Origin of the sequence: Vibrio panuliri, assembly GCF_009938205.1 — a bacterium.
Classification (GTDB): Bacteria; Pseudomonadota; Gammaproteobacteria; order Enterobacterales; family Vibrionaceae; genus Vibrio; species Vibrio panuliri.
On sequence record NZ_AP019654.1, the window covers coordinates 1,583,862 to 1,606,659 of the forward strand.

The window sequence follows — 22,798 nt, forward strand, 5'->3', positions numbered from 1 at the left end:
AATTTGGTTTCGACGCCGTCACGCGAGAGAGAACCAAACGCAGAATATCGCGCATCACGTGATGATGCTTGGCGGGTTGGGTTTTGAAAAATAGGGTAAAGAAAAACGCAGCCGAGGCTGCGCTTTCATCTTGATAAGATTTTCTTATTAGTGTTCTATTGCTATAAGATTTACTTATGGTTTGGGAATGGCGGTACGCCATTTCTTCCACGCAGCCTCTGGAGCTTGGTGAAGTAGGAAAGATTGCTTTGCTTTTGCCATTGGTTGCAATTGCCCACTTTCAGGAGTGGCGAACGTGATGCCACCGCGCAGTAGGCTGTCAACCGTACCAGATTTGATGTCGGCACCGGTTAAACCAATCGAAACGTCAACACCTGAACTGTTCCAGAACACACTGTTTTGGCGTACTAGATAAGCGTATTGAGGATCGATAACAATCTCAGTAATGACGCGGTCAGCAAATTCGCCCAACTGGACACTAACGACTTCACCCACTTCCATTTCTCGGTATAGGATTGGCGTGCCTTCATTAATTGAACCGCGAGCTTCACTTTGAAGAATAAAGTGTCGACCTTGAGTTTGAAGTGGTTTGCTATGTAAGGTGAAGTGATCAGCCATGTCGCCTTCACCCACTAAAACGTTGATCGATTGGCTGAGTAAGTTTTCAATGTTCTTCACGCCTGACAACCCTAGCTCTGCTTGCGGCAACCAGAAGTATGCCCCTTGACGAGCTACATGTTCTGCATACTCAGGTAAAATACGTGCTTTCAGTTCGACATCATGAGTCGAAAAATCTGGAATAACGTCACTGATTTCACCGATTTTCACGCTGTTGTATTGGATTGGTGTCCCAACCGTGACTTTGCTATCACCGTGGGCGATAAGAGTGATTTCAACCCCAGCTTTACGCGCTTGTTTGAAGTTGTCGTATAGCTTCCAGTAATCACCATCTTTGTTTTCAACCCCTGACATGGTGTCAAAGGCGATGCCACCTTGTAGCAATGTTTTTAGCGGCGCGGCTTTAACACTAATGCCAGCCAGTGATGCATCCACTTCAACTCCTGAGCGATTCCAGAACACGGTTTGGTTGTTGAGTAGGTGCTTGTACTGGTTTTCAATACTGATTGTCACCAATACTTGGTCGCTGACAAGGCGGTAGTCGGCCACGCTGCCCACTTTGAGATTACGGTAGAGTAGTGGGCTTCCTTTGGATACTGGTGGAAGTTCATCGGCGGCTAGAGTGATTCTCTGTGAGCCTGATTGATTGTAGTTTGCCAACTCAGCCAATGATTTATTTTGGTAGAGTTGATAGTGTTCGGCGGCTTTGTTACTGCCTTCACTGACAAAGCTGATTGATCCTGTGAGCAACTGTTTGGCTGGTGGAACGCTTATATTGAGCCCTGACTCGGTCAACTGCGCGCTGGCACTGCCCGTCACGTAGAATCGGTTGTTTGAGCGGATGAGATTTTGATAGCGTTTGTCGATAAGGAGATCAAAACGTACTTTGTCCGCGGCTAAGGTGGTTTTGGTCACTTCGCCAACACTGACACCACGATAGAGAACGTTAGCACCGGAGTCCAAACCAAACGAGTTGTCGGCATAGAGCTCTAGCGCAACCGACTGGGCTTGTTGTTTTTTAAACTCGTTTTTACGGATGGCTGTAAAACGACGTGCCTTGTCACCTTCTCCAGGAACTAGAGTGAGGAAATTACCTTTGATTAGGTTGGTTAAGTTCTCAACGCCTGAGAGTGACACATCCGCTTCTTCAAGAACAAATCGGCTGCCTTCGGTAAGCATATCGCTAAACGCTGGTTGAATTGCAGCTGAAGCAATAATGCTGTTACGTTCTTGATTGAGTTCCAAGTCGGTAATTTGTCCTACCTCAATACCGCGGTACATGATTGGGGCACCGGATGGGCTGATCTTGTTGTCATCGGGTAGGGAGATTTTGATTGGAATACCTCGCCCAGCGGTTTTCAGGTCAGGGTAGAGTTTAAACAGTTTGTTTTCTTCAACCGGTAAACCGCGATCGGGTGAATCGACTGCAATTGAACCGCCAATTAATGCAGTCAGGCTTTCTAAACGAATATCGACACCAGAAAAGCCAACACTTGCACCAATACCACTGACGTTCCAGAAGCGGCTTTCATCGGTGATAATATGGCGATACTCATCTTTGATTGATGCTTGGATCAAGACGTTTTTACTCTCATTATCGAGTTGATAATTATAGACTTCACCAATCGGGATTTTGCGATAAAGAATTTGAGAGCCAATGGAGATGCCGCCAAGGTCACGTGCTTTCAAGGTGATGTTCAACCCTTGATTTGCAAGGAGATCTGCTGGTGCGCGATCTAAGGCGACAAACTTGGTTTGAAGATTGCCGGATTCCGAACTTGGCTGAATAGCAATGTAGTTCCCCGATACCAGCGCATCAAGTCCGGAGATGCCAGAGAGGGATGCGGTTGGTTTAACCATCCAAAAACGTGTTTTATCTGTGAGTAATTTGGTCGCCTCAGGATAGATATCGGCTTCGACATAAATACTTTCAAGATCGTCAGAAAGGTTGATGTCTCTTACCATACCGACTTCTAAACCTTGATAACGAATGGTCGTGCGCCCTGCAATGAGACCTTGCGCATCGGAAAAGTGGATTTCCACCCGTTGTCCTGCATCATGAATCGCTTTGAACACTAGCCAGCCCGCGAGCACCATTGTCAGTATGGGCAGAATCCACAAAGGGGAAATGCCCCGATTACGTTTCACATCGGGTGAGTAGGATTGCTGAGAGGACGTTGAATTACTCATTTAAAGACTCTTATTGTTTTTTATTATTGCTGGTGTGTCGATCACGGCTTTGCTCGAAATTATCCCATATGAAACGTGGGTCAAAGCTTTCTGCGGCAAACATGGTTAATACCACAACGATACCAAAAGCGACAGCGCCATAGCCGGGTGTAAAATCAAGGATTTGACCTCGGTCAACCAAGGCCATCATGATTGATATAACAAACAGATCCATCATCGACCACTTGCCAATCCATTTAACAACAAAATAGATGGTCATTCGTTGACGGTGGAAAATTCGGCGTTTGAACTTAACTGCCAATAGGATGTACGCCAGCCCGAGGATTTTCGCGACAGGTACAACGATACTGGCAACAAAGATGATCAGTGCGATACCAGACATACCATTTTTTACCAATGCCGCAACGCCTGAAAAAATGGTGTCTTCTAAGCGTTTCCCATTGGTGAGCAAGATGGAAATAGGGATCAAGTTCGCGGGAAATATGGCGATAGACGCCGCAATAAGGTAGGCCCACGTTTTTTGAATCGAGTTTGGCGTTCGATGGGCAAGTGAACTATCGCAGCGCACGCATTTGCTGCCATTGGGTTGAGATAGGTGGCAGGTGGTGCAATGTACCTCTTTATGTTCAAAACGGTATTCTGACTCATGTTTGTAGGCTTCCCAGTAGCGTCGAATACTAACGCGACTGACCAACAGCACCGTAAATAGTTGTAGCAGGATAAGCCCGTAAAGCCCCACACCAACGAAGATATCTGAGTAGTCTTGTAGCTTAAAGCAAGAGATGGCAACACTAATCAAGAACACATCAATCATCACCCAATGTTTTAAATGATGGACGATACGCAATGAATACTTGAGCAATGAATAGGAATGCTGCTTGAGTGCCAAATGAGCGCAGACGACGGCGCTGCACACCAGCAGTGGTGCGATAGAGCTACAAAATGCAACCAAAAACGCGAGGAACACAAACCCTTCATTAAAGAGCGTGATGATTCCCGACGCTAGCGTCGCTGGAATCATCTGTCCAAATAAACGAATGCTGAGAAAGTTGAAAAAATGCGAGGGGATAAATAGCAATAGGCAAGTCAAAGCGATAGCGAGATTACCCGACAGAGATGGGTGACCGCCACGGTAGAGTGTTGTACCGCATCTAGGGCAGCACGCTTTTCTTCCCGTTTTAATCTCGACAATCTCGACCGGCAGTTCGCAGCCTTGGCAGAGACGGATTTGGTTTGTTTGGGCTAAATGAGGTTGCAGGCTCACGACAGATTGCCCACCTTGTTGGTAAGCCAATCACTAGCCGTGCGATTGCACGGCGCCGTAGAGGGTTTGATAAAGGCCTTGTTGTTCAACTAACTCTCCATGAGTCCCTGTTTGGGTCACCTGACCATCTTCTAAAACATAAATAATGTCTGCTTGTTTTACGGCAGATAAGCGATGAGCAACGATTAATGTCGTACGACCATTTAAAAACTCAGTCAATGCCCGATGCAATGCTGCTTCTGTCGCAGTATCGAGTGCCGATGTCGCTTCATCCAAAATGACAAACTTTGGATTACTCAGCACCATACGCGCAATGGCGAGACGCTGTCTTTGGCCTCCAGATAAACGAATGCCGTTGCGGCCAATTTGTGTCTCTAGCCCTTGACCAAGTTGGGCGATGACATCTTGCATTTGGGCGATATCAAGCGCTTGCCACAACTGTTGATCGCTATAATGGCTGCCGAGGGTCAGATTATGCCTCAAGCTATCGTTAAATAGTATAGGTTGCTGTAAAACCACCGCTATTTGATCACGAATAACGTCGAAACTGATATCGTCTGTGGTGTGGTGGTTATATTTTATCAACCCTGAGTCAGGGCGATAAACCCCAATGAGCAACTGAATGAGGGTCGATTTCCCGCCACCGCTTGCACCAACAAGCGCCACCTTTTTTCCCGCCGGTATATGTAGGTTCAGTTGTTTGAGCACTTGGCTCTCATCGTTATAAGAGAAGGTTACATTTTCGATACTGACATCGACTTCACGGTCATCATCAAACGGATTGATTTTACTGACCGGACGATATTCTTCCTCAAGGTCGAGTAGGGTATTGATTCGGCTCAACGCGGCTTTTGCGCTGTACCAAGAAAACTGAATACCCAATAGCTCTTGTACTGGTGACAACATAAACCACAGGTAACCGAACACAGCGAAGATTTGCCCTATGGTTAAATCGCTGAACATCACCATTAACATCGCCACGGCACGAAACAGTTCAAAGCCGAGTAAAAACAGTAAAAATGAGACTCGACCAGCGGCTTCTGATTGCCAAGCATACTTGTCAGCATCTAAACGGACTTGATTGGCATTGAGCTTTAACTCATTGAGGAATTCGCGCTCGCGATTGGCGGCGCGCAGTTGATAGATACCATCTAGCGTTTCGACTAAGCGATTCTGAAAGCGTTCAAAGGATTGGTTTTCGCGTTTTTTAAGATGCTTGACTCGGCTACCGAGTAAACGAGAAAAGTAAATCACGATGGGGTTGACCAGTAAGATGAACAGACCGAGACGCCAGTCAATCCACAACAATACGATCGCAGTGCCGATGACCGTGAGTAAACTAATGATAAATTTGCTCAAGGTAGAACCAATAAATTGATCAATCGTTTCGATGTCGGTGATCAGGTGGGCATTTATCCCTCCGCTGCCTCTCGTTTCATACTGACGAATGCTAATTTTGCCCAGCTTATCGATCATCTTGCTGCGCATTTGGTAGGTAATCGTTTTAGAAACCAACGTAAACTGGCGGCTTTGCAGAATGTTGAGTGCTTGACCAACGGTACGCATTATCACCACCAGCAATAACGCGAATAGGATGTAACCGGTGGGCGTTTGACTTGACGTAGGCAACACGCTGTTCATTAGCTCTAAGCCTTTGGCTGGTTGATTAAGCAGTACTTCATCAACCATCAGCGGTAAAAGTAGCGGGATCGGCACGCTGACCAAGGTAGCAACAATAGCGATAACATTGGCGACGATTAGTTTTGACTTATGTATCTTTACTTGTGAAATCAGCCAAGAACGGCTAATAGTGTTGTTGTTTTCGGTCATTCTGCTGATAATGCAAACTATTTATAGTTCAATTGTACGAATAATCGTCATATAAGTCTCATATTTTAATTGGAAGTCGCTATAAGGCCCTCAACGGAAGTCATTATGAAGCAAGAATTTTATCAAACACTCACCAAACAAGCGCAAGCTCTCATTGAGTCAGAGCCAAACTTAATCGCCAATCTGTCTAACATAAGTGCTTTACTTAATATGTCGCTAGAGGAGATTAACTGGGTGGGTTTCTATTTAATGGACGGTGATCAATTGGTCTTGGGGCCTTTCCAAGGTAAACCCGCTTGTGTGCGTATTCCTGTTGGGCGAGGTGTGTGTGGCACGGCTGTTGAACACAATCAAGTACAGCGAGTGCATGATGTTCATCAATTTGAGGGGCATATTGCTTGCGACGCGGCGAGCAACTCAGAGATAGTGATTCCATTTTCGATTGATGGAAAAGTCGCGGGCGTTTTGGATATCGATAGCCCAAATGTTGGTCGATTTGACGCCGAAGATGAAAAAGGATTGACGATTTTAATGGCAGAAGTGGAAAAGATGCTTAATTCACACGCTATCAAGGCATAAATTCGCGCTAGAGTGTGGTTTTTCATTTACAGGTCACTATAATGGCTGAAATATTTATCTGAACGCTCGCGGATAGTCCGCTTTAACCAGGAACCCCCATGGAAAACACTGAAAAGTTAAAAAACAGCAAAGAAGTTATTGCATACATTGCTGAATGTTTCCCTAAGTGCTTTACTTTAGAAGGTGAGGCAAAGCCACTTAAAATTGGTATTTTTCAAGATCTTGCGGATCGTCTTTCCGACGACCCAAAAGTTAGTAAAACTCAGCTTCGTGCAGCGTTAAGACAGTACACTTCATCATGGCGTTACCTACACGGTGTTAAGCCTGGTGCAGTACGTGTAGACCTAGATGGCAACCCAGCAGGTGAGCTAGATGAAGAGCACGTAGAACACGCAAAAACTGCACTAGCAGAAAGCAAAGCGAAAGTACAAGCTCGTCGCAAAGAGCAAGGCAAGAAGACTCGTGAAGAAGGTAAAGCAAAAACGGCTAAGCCTGCAGGTAAAAAACCTCAACAAGCACGTCGTCCGCAAGCTAAGTCTGCGCCGAAAGCCGCTAAGCCAGTAGAAACACGTCCACTGAATGCTGATGAAGTAAAAGTTGGTAACGCAGTAAACGTGAACATGGGCAAAGGAAACATGGCTGCTACTATCGTTGAAATCAATAAGGAAGATGTGCGAGTTCAACTCTCTAACGGCCTACAAATGGTTGTGAAAGCGGAGCACTTACGCGCATAAAGGAGAGTCTCCTACGCATGAAATGCCGTTTAAACTTTTCGCTGATTGCTGCTAGCGTTATGCTAGCGGCAACTCCAGTAAAAGCACTCGAAGCGAAAATCGAATTAACCGATTTACCTGCATTAGAGCAAGAAGCTCAACATAGAACTGCAAGTAAACGTGTCACTTCCCGCTTTACCCGTTCTCATTACAAACATTTCTCCCTCGACGACCAATTTTCGCAAGCGATTTTTGAGCGTTATTTGGAAATGCTTGATTTCAATAAGAATATCTTTACTCAATCTGATATCGATAACTTTTCTAAGTGGTCGACCTCCATTGATGATCAACTAAAGTCTGGCGACAACCAGATCGCCTTTGATATTTACAATCAATCAATGAAGCGTCGTTACGAACGGTTTGACTATGCCTTGTCATTATTAGACCAAGAGATGAGTTTTGACGTTGACGAAAGTATTGAACTTGATCGCAGTGAGGCCCAGTGGCCAAAAAACGAACAAGAACTTAATGAGTTATGGCGTAAGCGTGTTAAGTACGATGCTTTAAATCTCAAATTGACTGGCAAGGACTGGGATGAAATTAAAGACATCCTTGGCAAGCGTTATAACAATGCGCTAAAACGCTTGAGTCAGACCAATAACGAAGACGCATTCCAATTGTACATGAACGCGTTCTCGCGTGAAGTTGACCCGCATACCAGTTATCTTTCGCCAAGAAACGCCGATCAATTCCAACAAGAGATGAATCTATCTTTAGAAGGAATTGGTGCTGTGCTGCAAATGACCGACGATTACACCGTGATTCGTTCTCTTGTTGTTGGTGGCCCAGCCGCTAAGAGCAAAAAGCTCGGCGAAGGTGATCGCATCATTAGCGTTGGGCAAGAAGGCGAGGAGATGGTCGATGTGATTGGCTGGCGCCTTGATGACGTCGTGCAACTCATCAAAGGGCCAAAAGGCACCACGGTTAAGCTGGAAATTTTGCCGGAAGGCAAAGACGCGAAAAGTGAAGTCGTTTCGATTGTCCGCGATAAAGTGCGTTTAGAAGATCGCGCTGTTAAGTCAGAGATTATTGAACAAGATGGTAAGAAAATCGGCGTACTTGAAGTGCCAAGCTTTTACGTTGGTTTGTCTAAAGATACTGACAAACTGCTTGCGGAACTGAAAGAGAAAAACGTCGACGGCATCATTGTTGACCTTCGCAATAATGGTGGTGGTGCGCTAACCGAAGCTACTTCGTTATCTGGCTTGTTTATTACTAGCGGGCCTGTAGTACAAGTACGTGATAGTTATGGTCGTATCAATGTGAACGCTGATACTGACGATAAAATTAGCTACGACGGTCCTATGATGGTGTTGATAAACCGATACAGCGCCTCTGCATCTGAGATTTTTGCTGCTGCAATGCAAGACTATGGTCGTGCCGTAGTGGTGGGTGAAAACTCATTTGGTAAAGGAACTGTTCAGCAACACCGCTCGCTAAACCATATCTATGATTTGTTTGATAAAGAATTAGGGTACGTTCAGTACACTATTCAAAAGTTCTATCGAATAGATGGTGGTAGTACTCAAAACAAAGGTGTGGTTCCAGATATTGCTTATCCGACACCGGTTGATCCGGCGGAAACAGGTGAGAGCGTGGAAGACAATGCTCTGCCTTGGGACAGTATCGAAAAAGCAGACTATAAACAGTTACAGCGTAACAAAGAGCTTATTACGCAGTTAGATAAGCAACATCAAGCGCGCATTGCTGATGACATGGAGTTTGGATTTATCGCTGAGGATATCGCTAGATATCAAGCGGAAAAAGAAGATAACTCTTTGTCTCTAAATGAAAAAGAGCGCAAGCGAATCAGCGATGAAGCGGATCAACGACGTTTAGAACGCATCAACCAGCGCCAAAAAGCGGAAGGAAAAGAGTCATTTAAAACTTTGGATGACCTACCTAAAGATTATGAAGCGCCAGATGCTTATCTTGATGAAACCGTATCAATTATGGTTGATATGATTCGTTAACTTAATCTATCTCAATCTAAGCGGGCTCAATGAGCTCGCTTTTTTTTACCCAAAAACTAATGTGATCTAGATCTAAATATTTAGCTTTCTCGTATAGTTGTGCCTACGCTTAAAGAAAAAGTGAGGGGAAGCAACATGAGATGGATTGGAATTTTACTCGCCTGTTTTAGCTTTTCAGCATGGAGTTCAAACGCCTCAAGTGCGAAAGAATCCGATGCTTTAAGTTTTTTTGATCACCCATTTCTACTTGGTGATTGGTACCTGATTAATCCAGCGCCCGAGAAGTCAAAAGAGAACTACATTGCGATTAAACTGACACTCGATTCAAATTACCACTTCTCGATAGATATTCAGAAAAAAGACTACACCATTGACCAATGGCAGGGCATGTACACCGCCAATGAAGACACGATTATTCTTGGTTTGAATACAGACCAACCTCAAATCTACGCTTATGCGAGCAATCACAATATGCTCAATCTTAATGGCGTTGTGTTTACCAAAGCCCTGTCAAACTCATTGGCCGGAATTTGGTCGAGCAAGGCGCTTGGGGGTGATGACTTAATGGCGAGTGACGTCGATCAGATGGATTTGATCCTACAACCGGATTTTGTTTTTCTGTTTAAGGTGAGTAATCCCGATGGGGATGAAGCTGTGCGCCGCGGCGTCTATTTTACCGAGGGGGAGCGATTGGTTCTTCTCTATGAAAATGGTGAGCACAACACTCGCTATAAACTTAACCGAGACACACTCACCATCGAGTCTGATGAAGGTGGTATGTACGCGGTTCTAAACCGAATAAGATAAACGTCGTTACTTAGCATTAATTCTAGACTTATTATTTAGTTTTAAATTCTTTTGTAGCAAAAAAACGAGGTAATCAATGAGAATGCCTCGTTTTTTTGTTTTCAGAGTTGTAAGCTAGTCAGTCGAACACTATTTGTTAGAAGGATTTAGAAATGGCTCAAGCTCCTCAAGCCAAATATCGCAAAGATTATCAGTCTCCCTCTCATACGATTACGGATATTGATCTGACTTTTGAATTACATGATAGCGCGACAATTGTTACCGCGATATCACAAGTTAAACAGCTAAATGAGAGCACAACCTTAGAACTAGACGGTGACGGGTTGACACTAAAGAGCCTGCTTGTTGATCAACAGCAGTGGAATCATTTTGAAACAACCGATAGTGGTTTGAAGATCACTGAGTTACCGCAGCAGTTTACACTAACAGTGGTTACTGAAATTGACCCACAAGCGAATACCGCGCTAGAAGGTTTATATAAATCTGATGGTGCTTATTGTACTCAATGTGAAGCTGAAGGTTTCCGTCGAATTACGTATTTCTTAGACCGACCAGATGTGTTGGCAAAATACACCACCACCGTCATCGCGGATAAAGCGCAATACCCTTATCTATTAAGTAACGGCAACCGCGTTGAACAAGGTGAGATGACCGAAGGTCGCCATTGGGTTAAGTGGCATGATCCACATCCGAAACCTTCTTATCTGTTTGCGTTGGTTGCAGGCGATTTTGATGTGTTTCGAGATCAATACCAAACTCGTTCTGGTCGTAATGTCGCGTTGGAAATTTTTGTCGATAAAGGTAACTTAGATCGTGCAAACCACGCGATGGTTTCACTAATCAATTCGATGAAATGGGACGAAGAGCGTTTCGGCCTGGAATATGACTTAGATATCTACATGATTGTCGCCGTTGATTTTTTCAATATGGGGGCGATGGAAAACAAAGGTCTTAATGTCTTTAACTCTAAGTTTGTACTGGCGAATGATCAGACAGCCACTGACACCGATTATCTTGGCATTGAAGCGGTCATTGGTCATGAGTACTTCCACAACTGGACAGGCAATCGCGTAACTTGTCGTGATTGGTTCCAACTTAGCTTAAAAGAAGGCTTAACCGTGTTCCGCGATCAAGAGTTTTCTTCTGATCTTGGTTCTCGCGCAGTCAACCGTATTAACAACGTGCGTATTATTCGTGGTCCGCAGTTTGCCGAAGATGCCAGCCCGATGTCTCATCCAATTCGTCCAGAACAAGTGATTGAGATGAACAACTTCTACACGCTAACCGTGTATGAAAAGGGCAGTGAAGTTATCCGTATGTATCACACTTTGCTAGGCGAAGAAGGTTTCCAAAAGGGAATGCAGTTATACGTTGAAAGACATGACGGTACGGCGGCGACTTGTGAAGATTTCGTCAAAGCGATGGAAGATGCAAACGGTGTAGATTTGTCTCAGTTCCGACTATGGTACAGCCAGTCAGGTACACCAACGCTTAACGTTGAGACCGAATTTGATCCCCAAGCACAAACTTACACACTGACCGTGGCGCAATCAACAGAAGCCACTCATGATCAAAAAGAGAAGCTGCCACTGCATATTCCATTCGACATTGAGCTATATAATGCAGATGGTAGCGTGCTTGAGTTACGCTGTAACGGTGAAAAAGTTTCGAATGTATTAGATATAACTCAAGAAAAACAAAGCTTTGTGTTTGAAGGAGTGATGGAGAAACCTGTTCCGTCACTACTGAGAGAATTTTCGGCTCCAGTGAAACTTGAGTATGATTACAGCGACGAGGAACTTACATTCCTTATGGTTCATGCTCGCAACGAATTTGCTCGTTGGGATGCGGGTCAAATGTTGTTGGCAAAATATATTCGCAGCAACGTTGAGGCATTACAGTCAGGTAACGATGTTTCTTTACCTGCTTCTGTCGTGGATGCGTTCCGTGGCGTGTTACTAAGTGAAGAACTTGAGCCAGCGTTTATTGCGGAAGTGTTGTCACTACCAAGCCATAATGAAGTTTCAGGTTGGTACAAAACGGTGGACGTTGATGCCGTTGCACAAGTATTAAAAGCGTTGAAAGTACAGTTGGCAATGGAGTTAACCGATGAGCTTGCAGCGATTTACCATAGTTTGCAGCAAACTGAGTACACCATCGATCACGCGGCAATTGGTAAACGTGCTTTACGCAATACTGCATTGTCGTACTTAGCGCATACCGAGCAGGGTAATCAGTTGGCAGAGCAGCAATATCAACGTGCCAATAATATGACCGATACTATCGCAGCGATGTCAGCAGCTAACCAAGCGCAACTTGCTTGTCGTGAAACATTGATGGCGGACTATAGTCAAAAATGGAAACATGATGGATTGGTAATGGATAAGTGGTTTGCACTACAAGGCAGCAACCCAGCAGAAAATGTATTGGATGTTATCAAGCAAACAATGCAACACGAAGCCTTCAGTTTGAAAAATCCAAATCGCACGCGCAGTTTGATTGGATCATTCCTCAATGCAAACCCCGTTCATTTCCATGCGATTGATGGTTCAGGCTATCGATTTGCAGGGGAGATTTTACGTGAACTTAACAGTGTTAATCCACAAGTTGCATCACGTTTGATTGACCCATTGTTGAAACTCGGCAAATATGACCAGACTCGTCAAGGTTTGATTAAAATTGAACTTGAAAAGCTCAGAGCGATGGATAATCTTGCGAAAGACTTGTTCGAGAAAGTGACCAAAGCACTTGAGTCGTAACCATTAGGTAGTTGGTTAGGTACTGATGAGCATCAAACAGCGGCATAAGCCGCTGTTTTTATATCTGCAATGACCTAACTTGACTAAATTGCCATATACTGTGTTTATATACAGTTATGCATATTTAACTAAAATATCGCATACAAACTAGTCTAATGGATAACTGAAAACGCGTTATTACGCCGAGGAAAGGGTGTAGTGAGATAAAACGATACTGGTTGTATATACAGTATTCCTATTTGATCTCTAAAAATCCGAGATATAGGTAAGGATGGCTGACTATAGTGTGAATGCAGTAAATACACTTTGGTAATGATGCGGTATACAATGTTCCGATAGTTATGAACACGTGTAAGCAAGCAATGAACCAGTACTATTTTACCCTTAATATTCCCTACCAAACATTTGTTGCTCATTATAGTGGCGCGGCAAGCAGTGTGTTGGTTGTGACTGATAATGGCATCCGCATTCAATTACCTGCGATTCGCTTTCGCCCATTTTTAAGTCAGATCGGATTGAAGGGTCGCTTTCGTTTGATAACTGACCAAAATAACAAGTTTGTTAAGTTAGAAGTTCTGTGAGGTTAAAAATAAGCAGTACTTTAAACAAAACCTTAATCACATTCTCAAACATTTCGCCTCTTTCAAACTTAAAATAGTTAACCTTTCGTCAACATAATCGATACAATGAAACGGCATTACTAAGAATAAGCGCTATGCTTACAACAACATATAGTGCTTAAACGACATCCCAACAATTTAGAATTCTAATAGTGGAGTGTGATTATGACCGTGCGTGAACCTTTAATGCCGGTTCTTCTTGAAAAAGTGTATCAACTGATTCAAGACAAACTCGAACTTGCTCAACGACCTCTTGTTTCTCAATTGGCTCAACATCTATTTAGCAATATCGCTCACGATGATTTAATAGAGCGCAATGAATCTGACTTATATGGTGCGGTATTGAGTTTATGGCATCATCTCAATGATAAACAACCCCATGATATTTCGGTACGAGTGTTTAACCCAACTGTCAGCAAACAGGGGTGGCAATCGACCCATACCATTGTAGAAATTGTGGTTCCCGATAGTCCATTTTTAGTTGATTCAATTAAGATGGCGCTGACCCGCTTAGATCTCGCGAGTCATCTTATGCTGCATGGACCGACTCAAATCAAGCGAAGTAAACAAGGGCTGATTGAGTCGATTAACCAAGGTGAAGGGGATTTGTTGTCACTATTTCACATCGAAGTGGATCGCTTAAGTGACAAGCAAGCGATGACTTCACTCAAAGAGGAACTGCTCGATATTCTCACCGATACCCAGTTGGTGGTGGCGGATTGGAAGGCAATGGTCGAACGTTTGACATTAGTGACGGATCAAGTTGAACAATTACAAGGCCACGTCGAGATCGAACGCGATCATTACGATGAAACGATTAAGTTCTTACGTTGGTTAGGTGATCATAACTTTACCTTTATGGGCTATAAAGAGTATGACTTGATCAACGACAATGGTGAAATGGAGCTGAAGCCCACGAAAGAACAAGGGCTTGGGTTGTTCTCTGATGCTAAGCGAGTACGCAGTGTCAAATTGTCTGATTTCCCAGATTCAGCGCGTTTGGAAGCGGAAAAGCCTTTTCTATTGATTGTTACTAAGGGGAATACACCCTCTAGGATCCATCGACCAGCCTATACCGATTACATAGGAATCAAGAAGTTTGATAAACACGGTAAGGTAATTGGCGAACATCGTTTTACTGGGTTATATACCTCTGCTGTGTATAACCAAAGTGTCGGCGGCATTCCTTTAATTCGAGAAAAAGTAGAACGAATTCTTCAAGCGAGCAGTTATCGACAAGGGTCATACTCATACAAAGCTTTGCACAACATCTTAGAAAATTATCCAAGAGATGAGTTACTCCAAGCTCGAGAAGAGGAGTTGCTTGAAGTTGGAATGGGCGTGGTTCAAATGCAAGACCGAGATATGTTGCGTTTGTTTGTTCGGAAAGACCCCTTCGGACGTTTCTTTAGTTGCATGGTCTATGTGACAAAAGATCGTTACAACACCGAACTGCGTCGTCAAACACAAAGGATCTTCCAACAGTACTTTGGCTGTGACCAAGAGGTTGAATTTACAACCTATTTTTCTGAGAGCCCTTTGGCTAGAACCCACTATATCGTGCGGGTAGACAACAACAACATGGATGTGGACGTAAAAACGATTGAACGAAACCTCGTCGAGGCATCATCAACATGGGATGATCGCCTATCTGAAGCAATAGTTGCCAATTTTGGTGAGAGTAAAGGACTGCCTTTGTCTAAGGCGTACCTAAGCGCATTCCCACGCTCTTATAAAGAGGATGTGTTGCCAGCTTCTGCTGTGGCTGATATTGAACGCTTGGAATCTCTCAATGACGATAACAAACTGGGAATGTTGTTTTACCGTCCACAAGAGCTCGCCAGTGACTCGAAAGCTGTGCGATTTAAGCTCTATCATAGAGACGAACCGATCCATTTGTCTGATGTAATGCCAATGCTTGAAAATTTAGGCCTGCGCGTTATTGGGGAGTCGCCATACGAAATTCGCAAGGCTAATGGGCGAGTGTACTGGATCTTAGATTTTTCTATGCTCCACACCAGTGAGAAAAGCGTCGATCTCAGAGAAGCTCGGGATCGCTTCCAACAAGCATTCTCCGCCATTTGGTTAGGCAATCTAGAAAGTGACGGTTTTAACCGTTTGGTGTTAGGTGCATCATTGACCGGGCGTGAAATCTCGATTCTCCGAGCCTATGCTCGCTATATGCGCCAAGTTGGCTTTCCATTTAGTCAGCAATATATTGAGGATACGCTCAATCATCATCCTGATTTAGCGGCGGATCTTGTGCAGCTTTTCAATAAGCGATTTGATCCTAAATCTCGCGGTGCTGAGAAAGGGCAGACTAATCTAGTTAATAAGATCACAGAGAAGTTAGAACGTGTCGAAAGCTTGGATGATGATCGTATTATTCGCCGTTATATGGAGATGATCACCGCAACGCTACGCACTAACTATTATCAAGTGGATGACCAGAAGCAACCCAAGCCATGGTTAGCACTGAAGTTAAAACCGAGTGATATTCCAGAGATTCCGCAACCAGTGCCAGCGTTTGAGATTTTTGTTTATGCGCCAGATATTGAGGGCGTGCACTTGCGTGGCGGTAAAGTCGCCCGTGGCGGTTTGCGTTGGTCTGATAGACAAGAAGATTTTCGTACCGAGATTCTCGGGCTAGTGAAAGCGCAGCAAGTGAAGAATACCGTGATTGTGCCTGTTGGGGCAAAAGGCGGATTTGTCTGCAAACGTCAGGCAGGGTTATCAAACCGTGATGAAATTTTTGCAGAGGGGCAGCGTTGTTACAAGCGTTTCATTCGCGCCTTACTAGATGTGTCTGACAACATTATTGATGGTGAAGTCGCCCCTCCAAAGAATGTGATACGTCATGATGGTGACGATCCATATCTGGTGGTGGCGGCAGATAAAGGTACCGCAACATTCTCTGATCTCGCTAACTCTGTATCGGCTGAATACAACTTTTGGCTCGGTGATGCCTTTGCCTCAGGTGGCTCGAACGGTTATGACCACAAGGCGATGGGGATTACGGCAAAAGGTGGTTGGGAGTCGGTCAAACGTCATTTCCGAGAAATGGGAGTGGATTGTCAGACGACCGATTTTACCGCAGTTGGCATTGGTGATATGGCAGGAGATGTCTTTGGCAACGGGATGCTATTGTCAAAACACACTTGTTTGGTTGCCGCGTTTAACCATTTACACATTTTTATTGATCCAACACCAGATGCTGCAGCGAGTTGGCAAGAGCGTGAGCGTTTATTCAACTTGCCTCGCTCTAGCTGGGAGGATTATAACCGTGAGCTGATTTCTGCTGGTGGGGGCGTATTCTCACGTAAGGCGAAATCCATCACCTTAACACCTGAGATTCAAAAACTACTTGGTACTAAAAAGGCCTCATTAGCCCCTAATGATCTGATAAAAATGATCTTGGCGATGAACGTTGATCTTCTGTGGAATGGTGGTATCGGGACTTATATCAAAGCCTCATCAGAGACGCATATGGATGTGGGAGACCGCGCCAATGATGTGCTGCGTATCAACGGTAAAGAGCTCAAAGCGAGAGTTGTGGGTGAAGGTGGTAACCTAGGTATGACGCAACTTGGTCGTATTGAGTTCGCCCTTGCTGGTGGACGGGTCAATACTGACTTTGTTGATAACGTTGGCGGGGTGGATTGCTCAGATAACGAAGTCAATATTAAGATCTTCTTAAATGGCTTGGTTGCAAATGGTGATCTTACAGTAAAACAACGCAACCTGATCCTTGAATCAATGGAAGATGAAGTCGGTGATATTGTTCTTGATGACGCTTATTGTCAGTCCGAGTCTATCTCTGTAACCGATTATCAAGGCGTCTCTCTGGTTAAAGAGCAACTCCGCTTTATACACGCAATGGAGAAAGCGGGGCATCTTGATCGCGCGCTTGAATATATTCCAGACGATGAAACCTTGCTAGAACGTGAAAAGCAGGGCGTTGGATTAACCAGACCAGAGCTGGCTGTGCTTGTAGCATACGGCAAGATGGTCTTGAAAGAAGAGTTAGTTCATGAAGATATTGCCAATGATGCATTTCATGCCAAACTACTCGCCGAATACTTCCCTACAGAGTTACGCCGTAACTACTTAGCACAAATGGAAAACCATCCATTACGCCGAGAAATTATCGCGACTATGCTAGCTAACCAGATGGTTAATGAGATGGGATGCAACTTTGTTACCCGTCTTCAAGAGGAGACTGGAGCATCGGTGGTTGATATTGCCAATGCGTATGCCGCTTCGCGAGAAATCTTCGGTTTAGGTCAAGTGCTCAAAGAGATTCGAGCGCAAGATAATATTGCTACGGCCGAAGCTCAGTACGATATGATGTTTGCGGTTCGTCGGACATTAAGACGACTAAGTCGTTGGATTTTGCGCAATCGAAAAGGTCGCCAGTCTGTTGGAGCGTTGATCGATCTCTATCAAGCTGATGTTGATAAGGTAAAATCTGAACTCGACAAGTTGTTGGTTTCCGAAGAAGTTGTGGAACACAATCTTGAGGCACAAGCTTGGGTCGAGCAAGGGATGACTCCAGAAGTCGCCAACTATATATCGCGACTCTCTAGCCTCTATTCGGTTCTGGATATTTCCACTGTATCGACTGAGAAAGGCATGGCGGTAGAAAAAGTGGCTCAACTTTACTTCAACTTGGGAGATCGCTTGTCGCTACACTGGTTCTTAAACCAGATCAACAATCAAGCTGTTGATAACCATTGGCAAGCTTTAGCAAGAGCGGCATTTCGGGAAGACCTCGATTGGCAACAACGCCTGCTGACGGCTCAAGTATTAAGTTGTGGTTGTCTGAGCCAAGAAATGGATGTAATTCAATCACTAGATGATTGGATTAACAGTAATCAATCATCGCTTAACCGTTGGGAAAGCATTCTAAACGAGTTCAAAGTGGGATCTGTGCATGAATTTGCAAAATTCTCTGTCGCTTTACGCGAATTGATGCTTTTAAATTTGAATTGTTCTGCAAATGAGTAAATAATAACGCCCCGTTTATACGGGGCTTTTTTCTATCGGAGGCAGAATGCTTTACCGTCTAGCCAGGACTGGCTTTTTCCAACTTGATGCCGAAAAGGCACATGATTTAGCAATTCAAAACTTCAAGCGCTTTACCGGCACACCATTTGATCTTTTCTACCGTCAACAACTTCCGCATCGTCCAGTTGAATGTATGGGTATTACATTCCGCAATCCAGTTGGCCTAGCGGCAGGCTTGGACAAAAATGGCGAGTGTATTGAAGCGTTCGATGCGATGGGATTCGGCTTTGTTGAAGTGGGTACGGTGACACCACGTCCACAATCAGGTAACGATAAACCGCGTATTTTCCGTCTAGTTGACGCGGAAGGTATCATCAACCGAATGGGTTTTAACAACCTAGGCGTTGATAATTTGATCGACAATATTAAGAAAGCAAAATACGACTGTGTATTGGGTATCAATATTGGTAAAAACAAAGATACACCGATTGAAAAGGGTACTGAAGATTACTTGATCTGCATGGAGAAGGTATATCAATACGCAGGCTACATTGCGGTGAACATCTCATCACCAAATACACCAGGGCTGCGCACTCTGCAGTATGGTGAAGCACTCGATGAACTTCTTGGTGCATTGAAAGAGAAACAAACGGAATTGAACGAAAAGCATGGTAAGTACGTGCCGGTTGCACTTAAGATCGCGCCTGATCTTACCGATGAGGAAATTCGCCAAATCTGTCAATCATTGATCAAGTTTGAGATTGATGGCGTGATTGCAACCAACACAACACTGGATCGTACCATTGTTGAAGGTATGAAGCATGCAAACGAAGCTGGTGGCTTGAGTGGTCGTCCGGTTCAATCTCGCAGCACGGAAGTTGTGCGTCAGTTGCATCAAGAGTTAGGTGACAAACTACCGATTATTGGAGTAGGTGGGGTAGATTCATACGTCGCAGCCAAAGAGAAGATGATGGCGGGTGCTAAACTGGTTCAAGTTTACTCTGGCTTTATTTACCACGGCCCTGGCTTGGTAAAAGAGATTGTAAAGAACATCTAATTTAAGCAGTTAATAGGTGACGGTGTCACATCGACATTCTTCACTAATTGATTGTCTGAATAGGAGGAAATGAGAAATCATTTCCTCTTTTTTTTTTGATCGCAGTGCATACACTTTCGCATAAAGAGGGAAAGGTAATTAAGTGTTTTACCTATATTCACTTTAACAAATGAGATTGGATTGATGCTTAAACCCAGCGACAAATGGACTTGGTACTATGATGATGCTAACCAGCATTTGATGCTGGATTTGGGCAACGACATGGTTTTCAAAACAAATCTATGCCGAAAATTGATAGTGGAGTGCGCGGTCGGTGTGAATGAGTTCACCGTCGATGACGCTTCGGCTTTTCAAACCTACAAAGAGCAAATCTCTCACTTAGACCTCAGTGAACCGCGTCAAGCGGAGCTAGCCCTCTACTGTGTGGCGGCAAAACGTTTTCATAAGCCAGTTCAACCTAAGAGCTGGTTCTTCGATAGTCTTTCTGATGGCTCAATTATTCCCGAAGAAGGGGATTTCGTCCGCTTGGCAAATAGTCATGGTCATGGCAGCTTTATCGTACTAGAAGTAGGAGAGTGCGCCAGTCTCTGTGCGTCAATAAATTTGGACGACTTTAGCCTTAATGGCAGTAAAAGCCTGTCATTTGGACAAGCAATCAAAGTTATGCATGACCGTACTCAGGTTATCAACCATAGTTTCCTTACTCAGCCTATGAGACTTGTAGGCTAATTTTACTGTTTCGTTCCTTCATTTATTCATTTCCTGTCGGCCTAAGTGCCGACTTTTTTTATGCCTGCTTTGCGTCAACTCGTGACGTTTTATGGCTTTCCATGTGTGATTCCCCTTACAAAAAATCATCTATTTAACTATTTTTTGTCCAATAAATTTTGCTAGCCAATGTCAATGTGATGCATTTATTCCTCTATTAGGCTAATTATGTAACTAAATTACACCTCAAACAAGCCGTTGGTATAGACCAGGTATGTAGCGAATAAGTATTCACTATCGCTAGGAGCATTGATTTCAGGTAGGTGTTTAAACCAGCAACGTCCGCGGTCTGGTTGGGACGAGATTGATGATTTGCTAAGCGAATAACGGAGAGTTGGCGAGAAAAGTGAGATTCAATTAACGGAAATGGGTGTGGTCAGGTATAATGCGGGGTCATTTATTACGAACATTAGAAGACTATGCATCAATATCTTGCAGTAACTTCAAACGGGTTAGAGAACCTGTTAGTAGAAGAGCTAACCAAACTAGGCATTGCCGACGCTAAGCCAGTACAGGCAGGGGTGAGATTTAAAGCGACCAACGAGCAAATTTATCGTTGCTGTTTATGGAGTCGTTTAGCCTCACGTTTCGTCCGTATTTTGTCTGAATTTACTTGCCAAGATGACATGGATCTTTACTCAGTTGCATCTGCAGTGAACTGGATTGACCATTTTCACAGCTCTAAAAAGCTCGTTGTTGATTTCAACGGTACTAACCGTGAGATTCGCAATAGCCAATACGGCGCGATGAAAGTGAAAGATGCAATTGTGGACTGTTTTACGAAGAAAAATCTTCCGCGTCCGTCGATCAGTAAAGATCATGCAGATCTTCGCATTCACGTCCGTTTGCACAAAGACAAAGCCATTTTGGGTATTGATATGGTGGGCGGTGGCCTGCATCAACGTGGCTATCGTGAGCAAGCAGGTAAAGCACCACTTCGTGAAACATTGGCTGCTGCGATTATTCTTCGTAGTGGTTGGGATGCGTCGAAAAACTTCCTTGACCCAATGTGTGGCTCAGGCACGCTTGTTATTGAGGCTGCGATGATGGCGGCTAACATGGCGCCAGGTGTCAAGCGCAAGGCGTGGGGCTTTGAAGTATTACAAGATTTCGATGCAGAGCTTTGGGCAGAGGTTAAGTCTGAGGCCGCGGTTCAAGCTCGACGAGGTGTCAAAAAAGTTGACGCTAAATTCTTTGGTTTCGACAATGATGAGCGAGTGATTAAAACAGCTCGTGATAACGCTCGTCGTGCTGGTGTTGAAGAGTTAGTGACTTTCGAGGTGGGGGATGCGGCACTGGTTAAGCGTCCTGCTGGCTTTGAAGATGGCGTAGTCGTTTGTAACCCACCATACGGTGAGCGCTTAGGCACTCATCCTGGTTTGATTGCGTTGTATACCGCGTTTGGCGCACAGTTAAAATCAGAGTTTGGCGGTTGCCAAGCATCGATTTTCTCAAGTTCTGATGAGCTATTGAGCTGTCTACGCATGCGTGCAGATAAGCAGTTCAAACTGAACAATGGTGCGTTACCGTGTCACCAGAAAAACTATCAAATTGCCGAGCGAACTGGCGAAGCTGTGAGTGACAATGTCACTGAAACAGTGATCGCACCTGATTTCGCCAACCGTTTGAAAAAGAACATCGGAAAGATTGGTAAGTGGGCGCGTAAAGAAGAGCTCGATTGCTACCGAATCTATGATGCAGATTTACCCGAGTATAACGTAGCGATTGATGTTTACCTCGATCACCTTGTGATTCAAGAGTACGCCGCACCAAAGAGTATTCCAGAGGAGACGGCAAAACGCCGTTTGACTGATATCATCCGTGCAGCCATCCAAGTGACGGGTGTAGAAGCAAACAAAGTTGTACTTAAAACTCGTGAAAAGCAAAAAGGCCGTGCGCAGTATCAAAAGCTTTCTCAGCAATCAGAAACCATGCAGGTTAACGAATACGGGGTAAACCTTGTTGTTAACCTTCACGATTATCTTGATACCGGTGTGTTCTTGGATCATAAGTTAACGCGTCGCCGTTTAGGCCAGATGGCTCAAGGCAAAGATTTCTTAAACTTGTTTGCTTACACTGGGTCGGCGACGGTTCATGCCGCTTGCGGTGGTGCCCGTTCAACGACAACAGTGGATATGTCTAACACGTACCTTGAGTGGGCAAAAGAGAACATGCAGCTCAACGGGCAGGTGGGGCGTCAACATCAGTACGTCCAAGCCGATTGTTTGCAATGGTTGGAAAAAGCAAACGGCAGTTACGATCTAATCTTTATCGATCCACCAACGTTTTCTAACTCAAAACGTATGGAACAGACGTTTGACGTGCAACGTGATCATATTCAACTGATGCGTAACCTTAAACGCTTGTTAAAAGCGCAGGGTACGATCGTCTTTTCTAACAATAAACGTCACTTTAAGATGGACCTTGAGGCATTGGCTGAGTTGGGGTTAGAGGCGAAGAACATTTCCTCACAAACTCTGCCACTAGACTTCAGTCGTAACAAGCATATTCATAACTGCTGGTTAGTGACACACAAAGGTGAATAGGATTAAT

The 22,798-nt window shown here is 44.4% G+C and carries 13 protein-coding genes; 10 read left to right on the top strand and 3 right to left on the bottom strand.

The window, feature by feature from the left end:
• Window positions 1–174: 174 nt before the first annotated feature.
• Genes GZK95_RS07230 through GZK95_RS07240 form a run of 3 tightly spaced genes read right to left on the bottom strand, consistent with a single transcriptional unit; the run spans window position 175 to window position 5,902 of the window.
• Entirely contained in the window at window positions 175–2,808 is a 2,634-nt protein-coding gene (locus GZK95_RS07230) for a PqiB family protein (protein ID WP_075715729.1), read from the bottom strand.
• A 10-nt stretch (window positions 2,809–2,818) separates the two neighbouring features.
• Entirely contained in the window at window positions 2,819–4,072 is a 1,254-nt protein-coding gene (locus GZK95_RS07235; RefSeq protein WP_075715730.1) for a paraquat-inducible protein A, read from the bottom strand.
• A gap of 33 nt (window positions 4,073–4,105) precedes the next feature.
• Window positions 4,106–5,902, bottom strand: coding sequence for an ABC transporter ATP-binding protein (locus GZK95_RS07240; protein ID WP_075709602.1), 1,797 nt, complete (start codon window positions 5,900–5,902; stop codon window positions 4,106–4,108).
• Window positions 5,903–6,007: 105 nt separating this feature from the next.
• Between GZK95_RS07240 and GZK95_RS07245 the strand changes: the two genes are divergently transcribed.
• The 10 genes from GZK95_RS07245 (at window position 6,008) to rlmKL (ending at window position 22,791) form a co-directional block, all read left to right on the top strand.
• Window positions 6,008–6,481, top strand: coding sequence for a GAF domain-containing protein (locus GZK95_RS07245; protein ID WP_075709601.1), 474 nt, complete (start codon window positions 6,008–6,010; stop codon window positions 6,479–6,481).
• Window positions 6,482–6,579: 98 nt separating this feature from the next.
• The gene (proQ, locus tag GZK95_RS07250) at window positions 6,580–7,215 is read left to right on the top strand and encodes an RNA chaperone ProQ (RefSeq protein WP_075709600.1); all 636 of its coding nucleotides are present in this window, start codon (window positions 6,580–6,582) and stop codon (window positions 7,213–7,215) included.
• Window positions 7,216–7,232: 17 nt separating this feature from the next.
• On the top strand, window positions 7,233–9,227 hold the full coding sequence (gene prc, locus GZK95_RS07255; RefSeq protein ID WP_075709599.1) for a carboxy terminal-processing peptidase: 1,995 nt from the start codon (window positions 7,233–7,235) through the stop codon (window positions 9,225–9,227).
• 135 nt (window positions 9,228–9,362) lie between these two features.
• Window positions 9,363–10,034 carry a hypothetical protein gene (locus tag GZK95_RS07260; RefSeq protein ID WP_075709598.1) on the top strand — a complete coding sequence of 224 codons (672 nt, stop codon included), beginning with the start codon at window positions 9,363–9,365 and terminating at the stop codon, window positions 10,032–10,034.
• A gap of 152 nt (window positions 10,035–10,186) precedes the next feature.
• The gene (pepN, locus tag GZK95_RS07265) at window positions 10,187–12,793 is read left to right on the top strand and encodes an aminopeptidase N (RefSeq protein ID WP_075715731.1); all 2,607 of its coding nucleotides are present in this window, start codon (window positions 10,187–10,189) and stop codon (window positions 12,791–12,793) included.
• Window positions 12,794–13,155: 362 nt separating this feature from the next.
• Window positions 13,156–13,374 carry a DUF2835 domain-containing protein gene (locus GZK95_RS07270; protein ID WP_075709675.1) on the top strand — a complete coding sequence of 73 codons (219 nt, stop codon included), beginning with the start codon at window positions 13,156–13,158 and terminating at the stop codon, window positions 13,372–13,374.
• Between the two features lie 204 nt (window positions 13,375–13,578).
• Window positions 13,579–18,420 carry an NAD-glutamate dehydrogenase gene (locus GZK95_RS07275; protein WP_075715732.1) on the top strand — a complete coding sequence of 1,614 codons (4,842 nt, stop codon included), beginning with the start codon at window positions 13,579–13,581 and terminating at the stop codon, window positions 18,418–18,420.
• A gap of 46 nt (window positions 18,421–18,466) precedes the next feature.
• Window positions 18,467–19,477, top strand: a complete 1,011-nt coding sequence (gene pyrD / locus GZK95_RS07280) for a quinone-dependent dihydroorotate dehydrogenase (RefSeq protein ID WP_075709595.1) — start codon at window positions 18,467–18,469, stop codon at window positions 19,475–19,477.
• 183 nt (window positions 19,478–19,660) lie between these two features.
• Window positions 19,661–20,206: a cell division protein ZapC gene (locus GZK95_RS07285; protein ID WP_075709594.1), complete on the top strand. Its 546-nt coding sequence runs from the start codon at window positions 19,661–19,663 to the stop codon at window positions 20,204–20,206.
• 458 nt (window positions 20,207–20,664) lie between these two features.
• A complete protein-coding gene (gene rlmKL, locus GZK95_RS07290) occupies window positions 20,665–22,791 on the top strand; it encodes a bifunctional 23S rRNA (guanine(2069)-N(7))-methyltransferase RlmK/23S rRNA (guanine(2445)-N(2))-methyltransferase RlmL (RefSeq protein WP_075715733.1) in 2,127 nt (708 codons plus the stop codon).
• The last annotated feature ends 7 nt before the right edge of the window (window positions 22,792–22,798 follow it).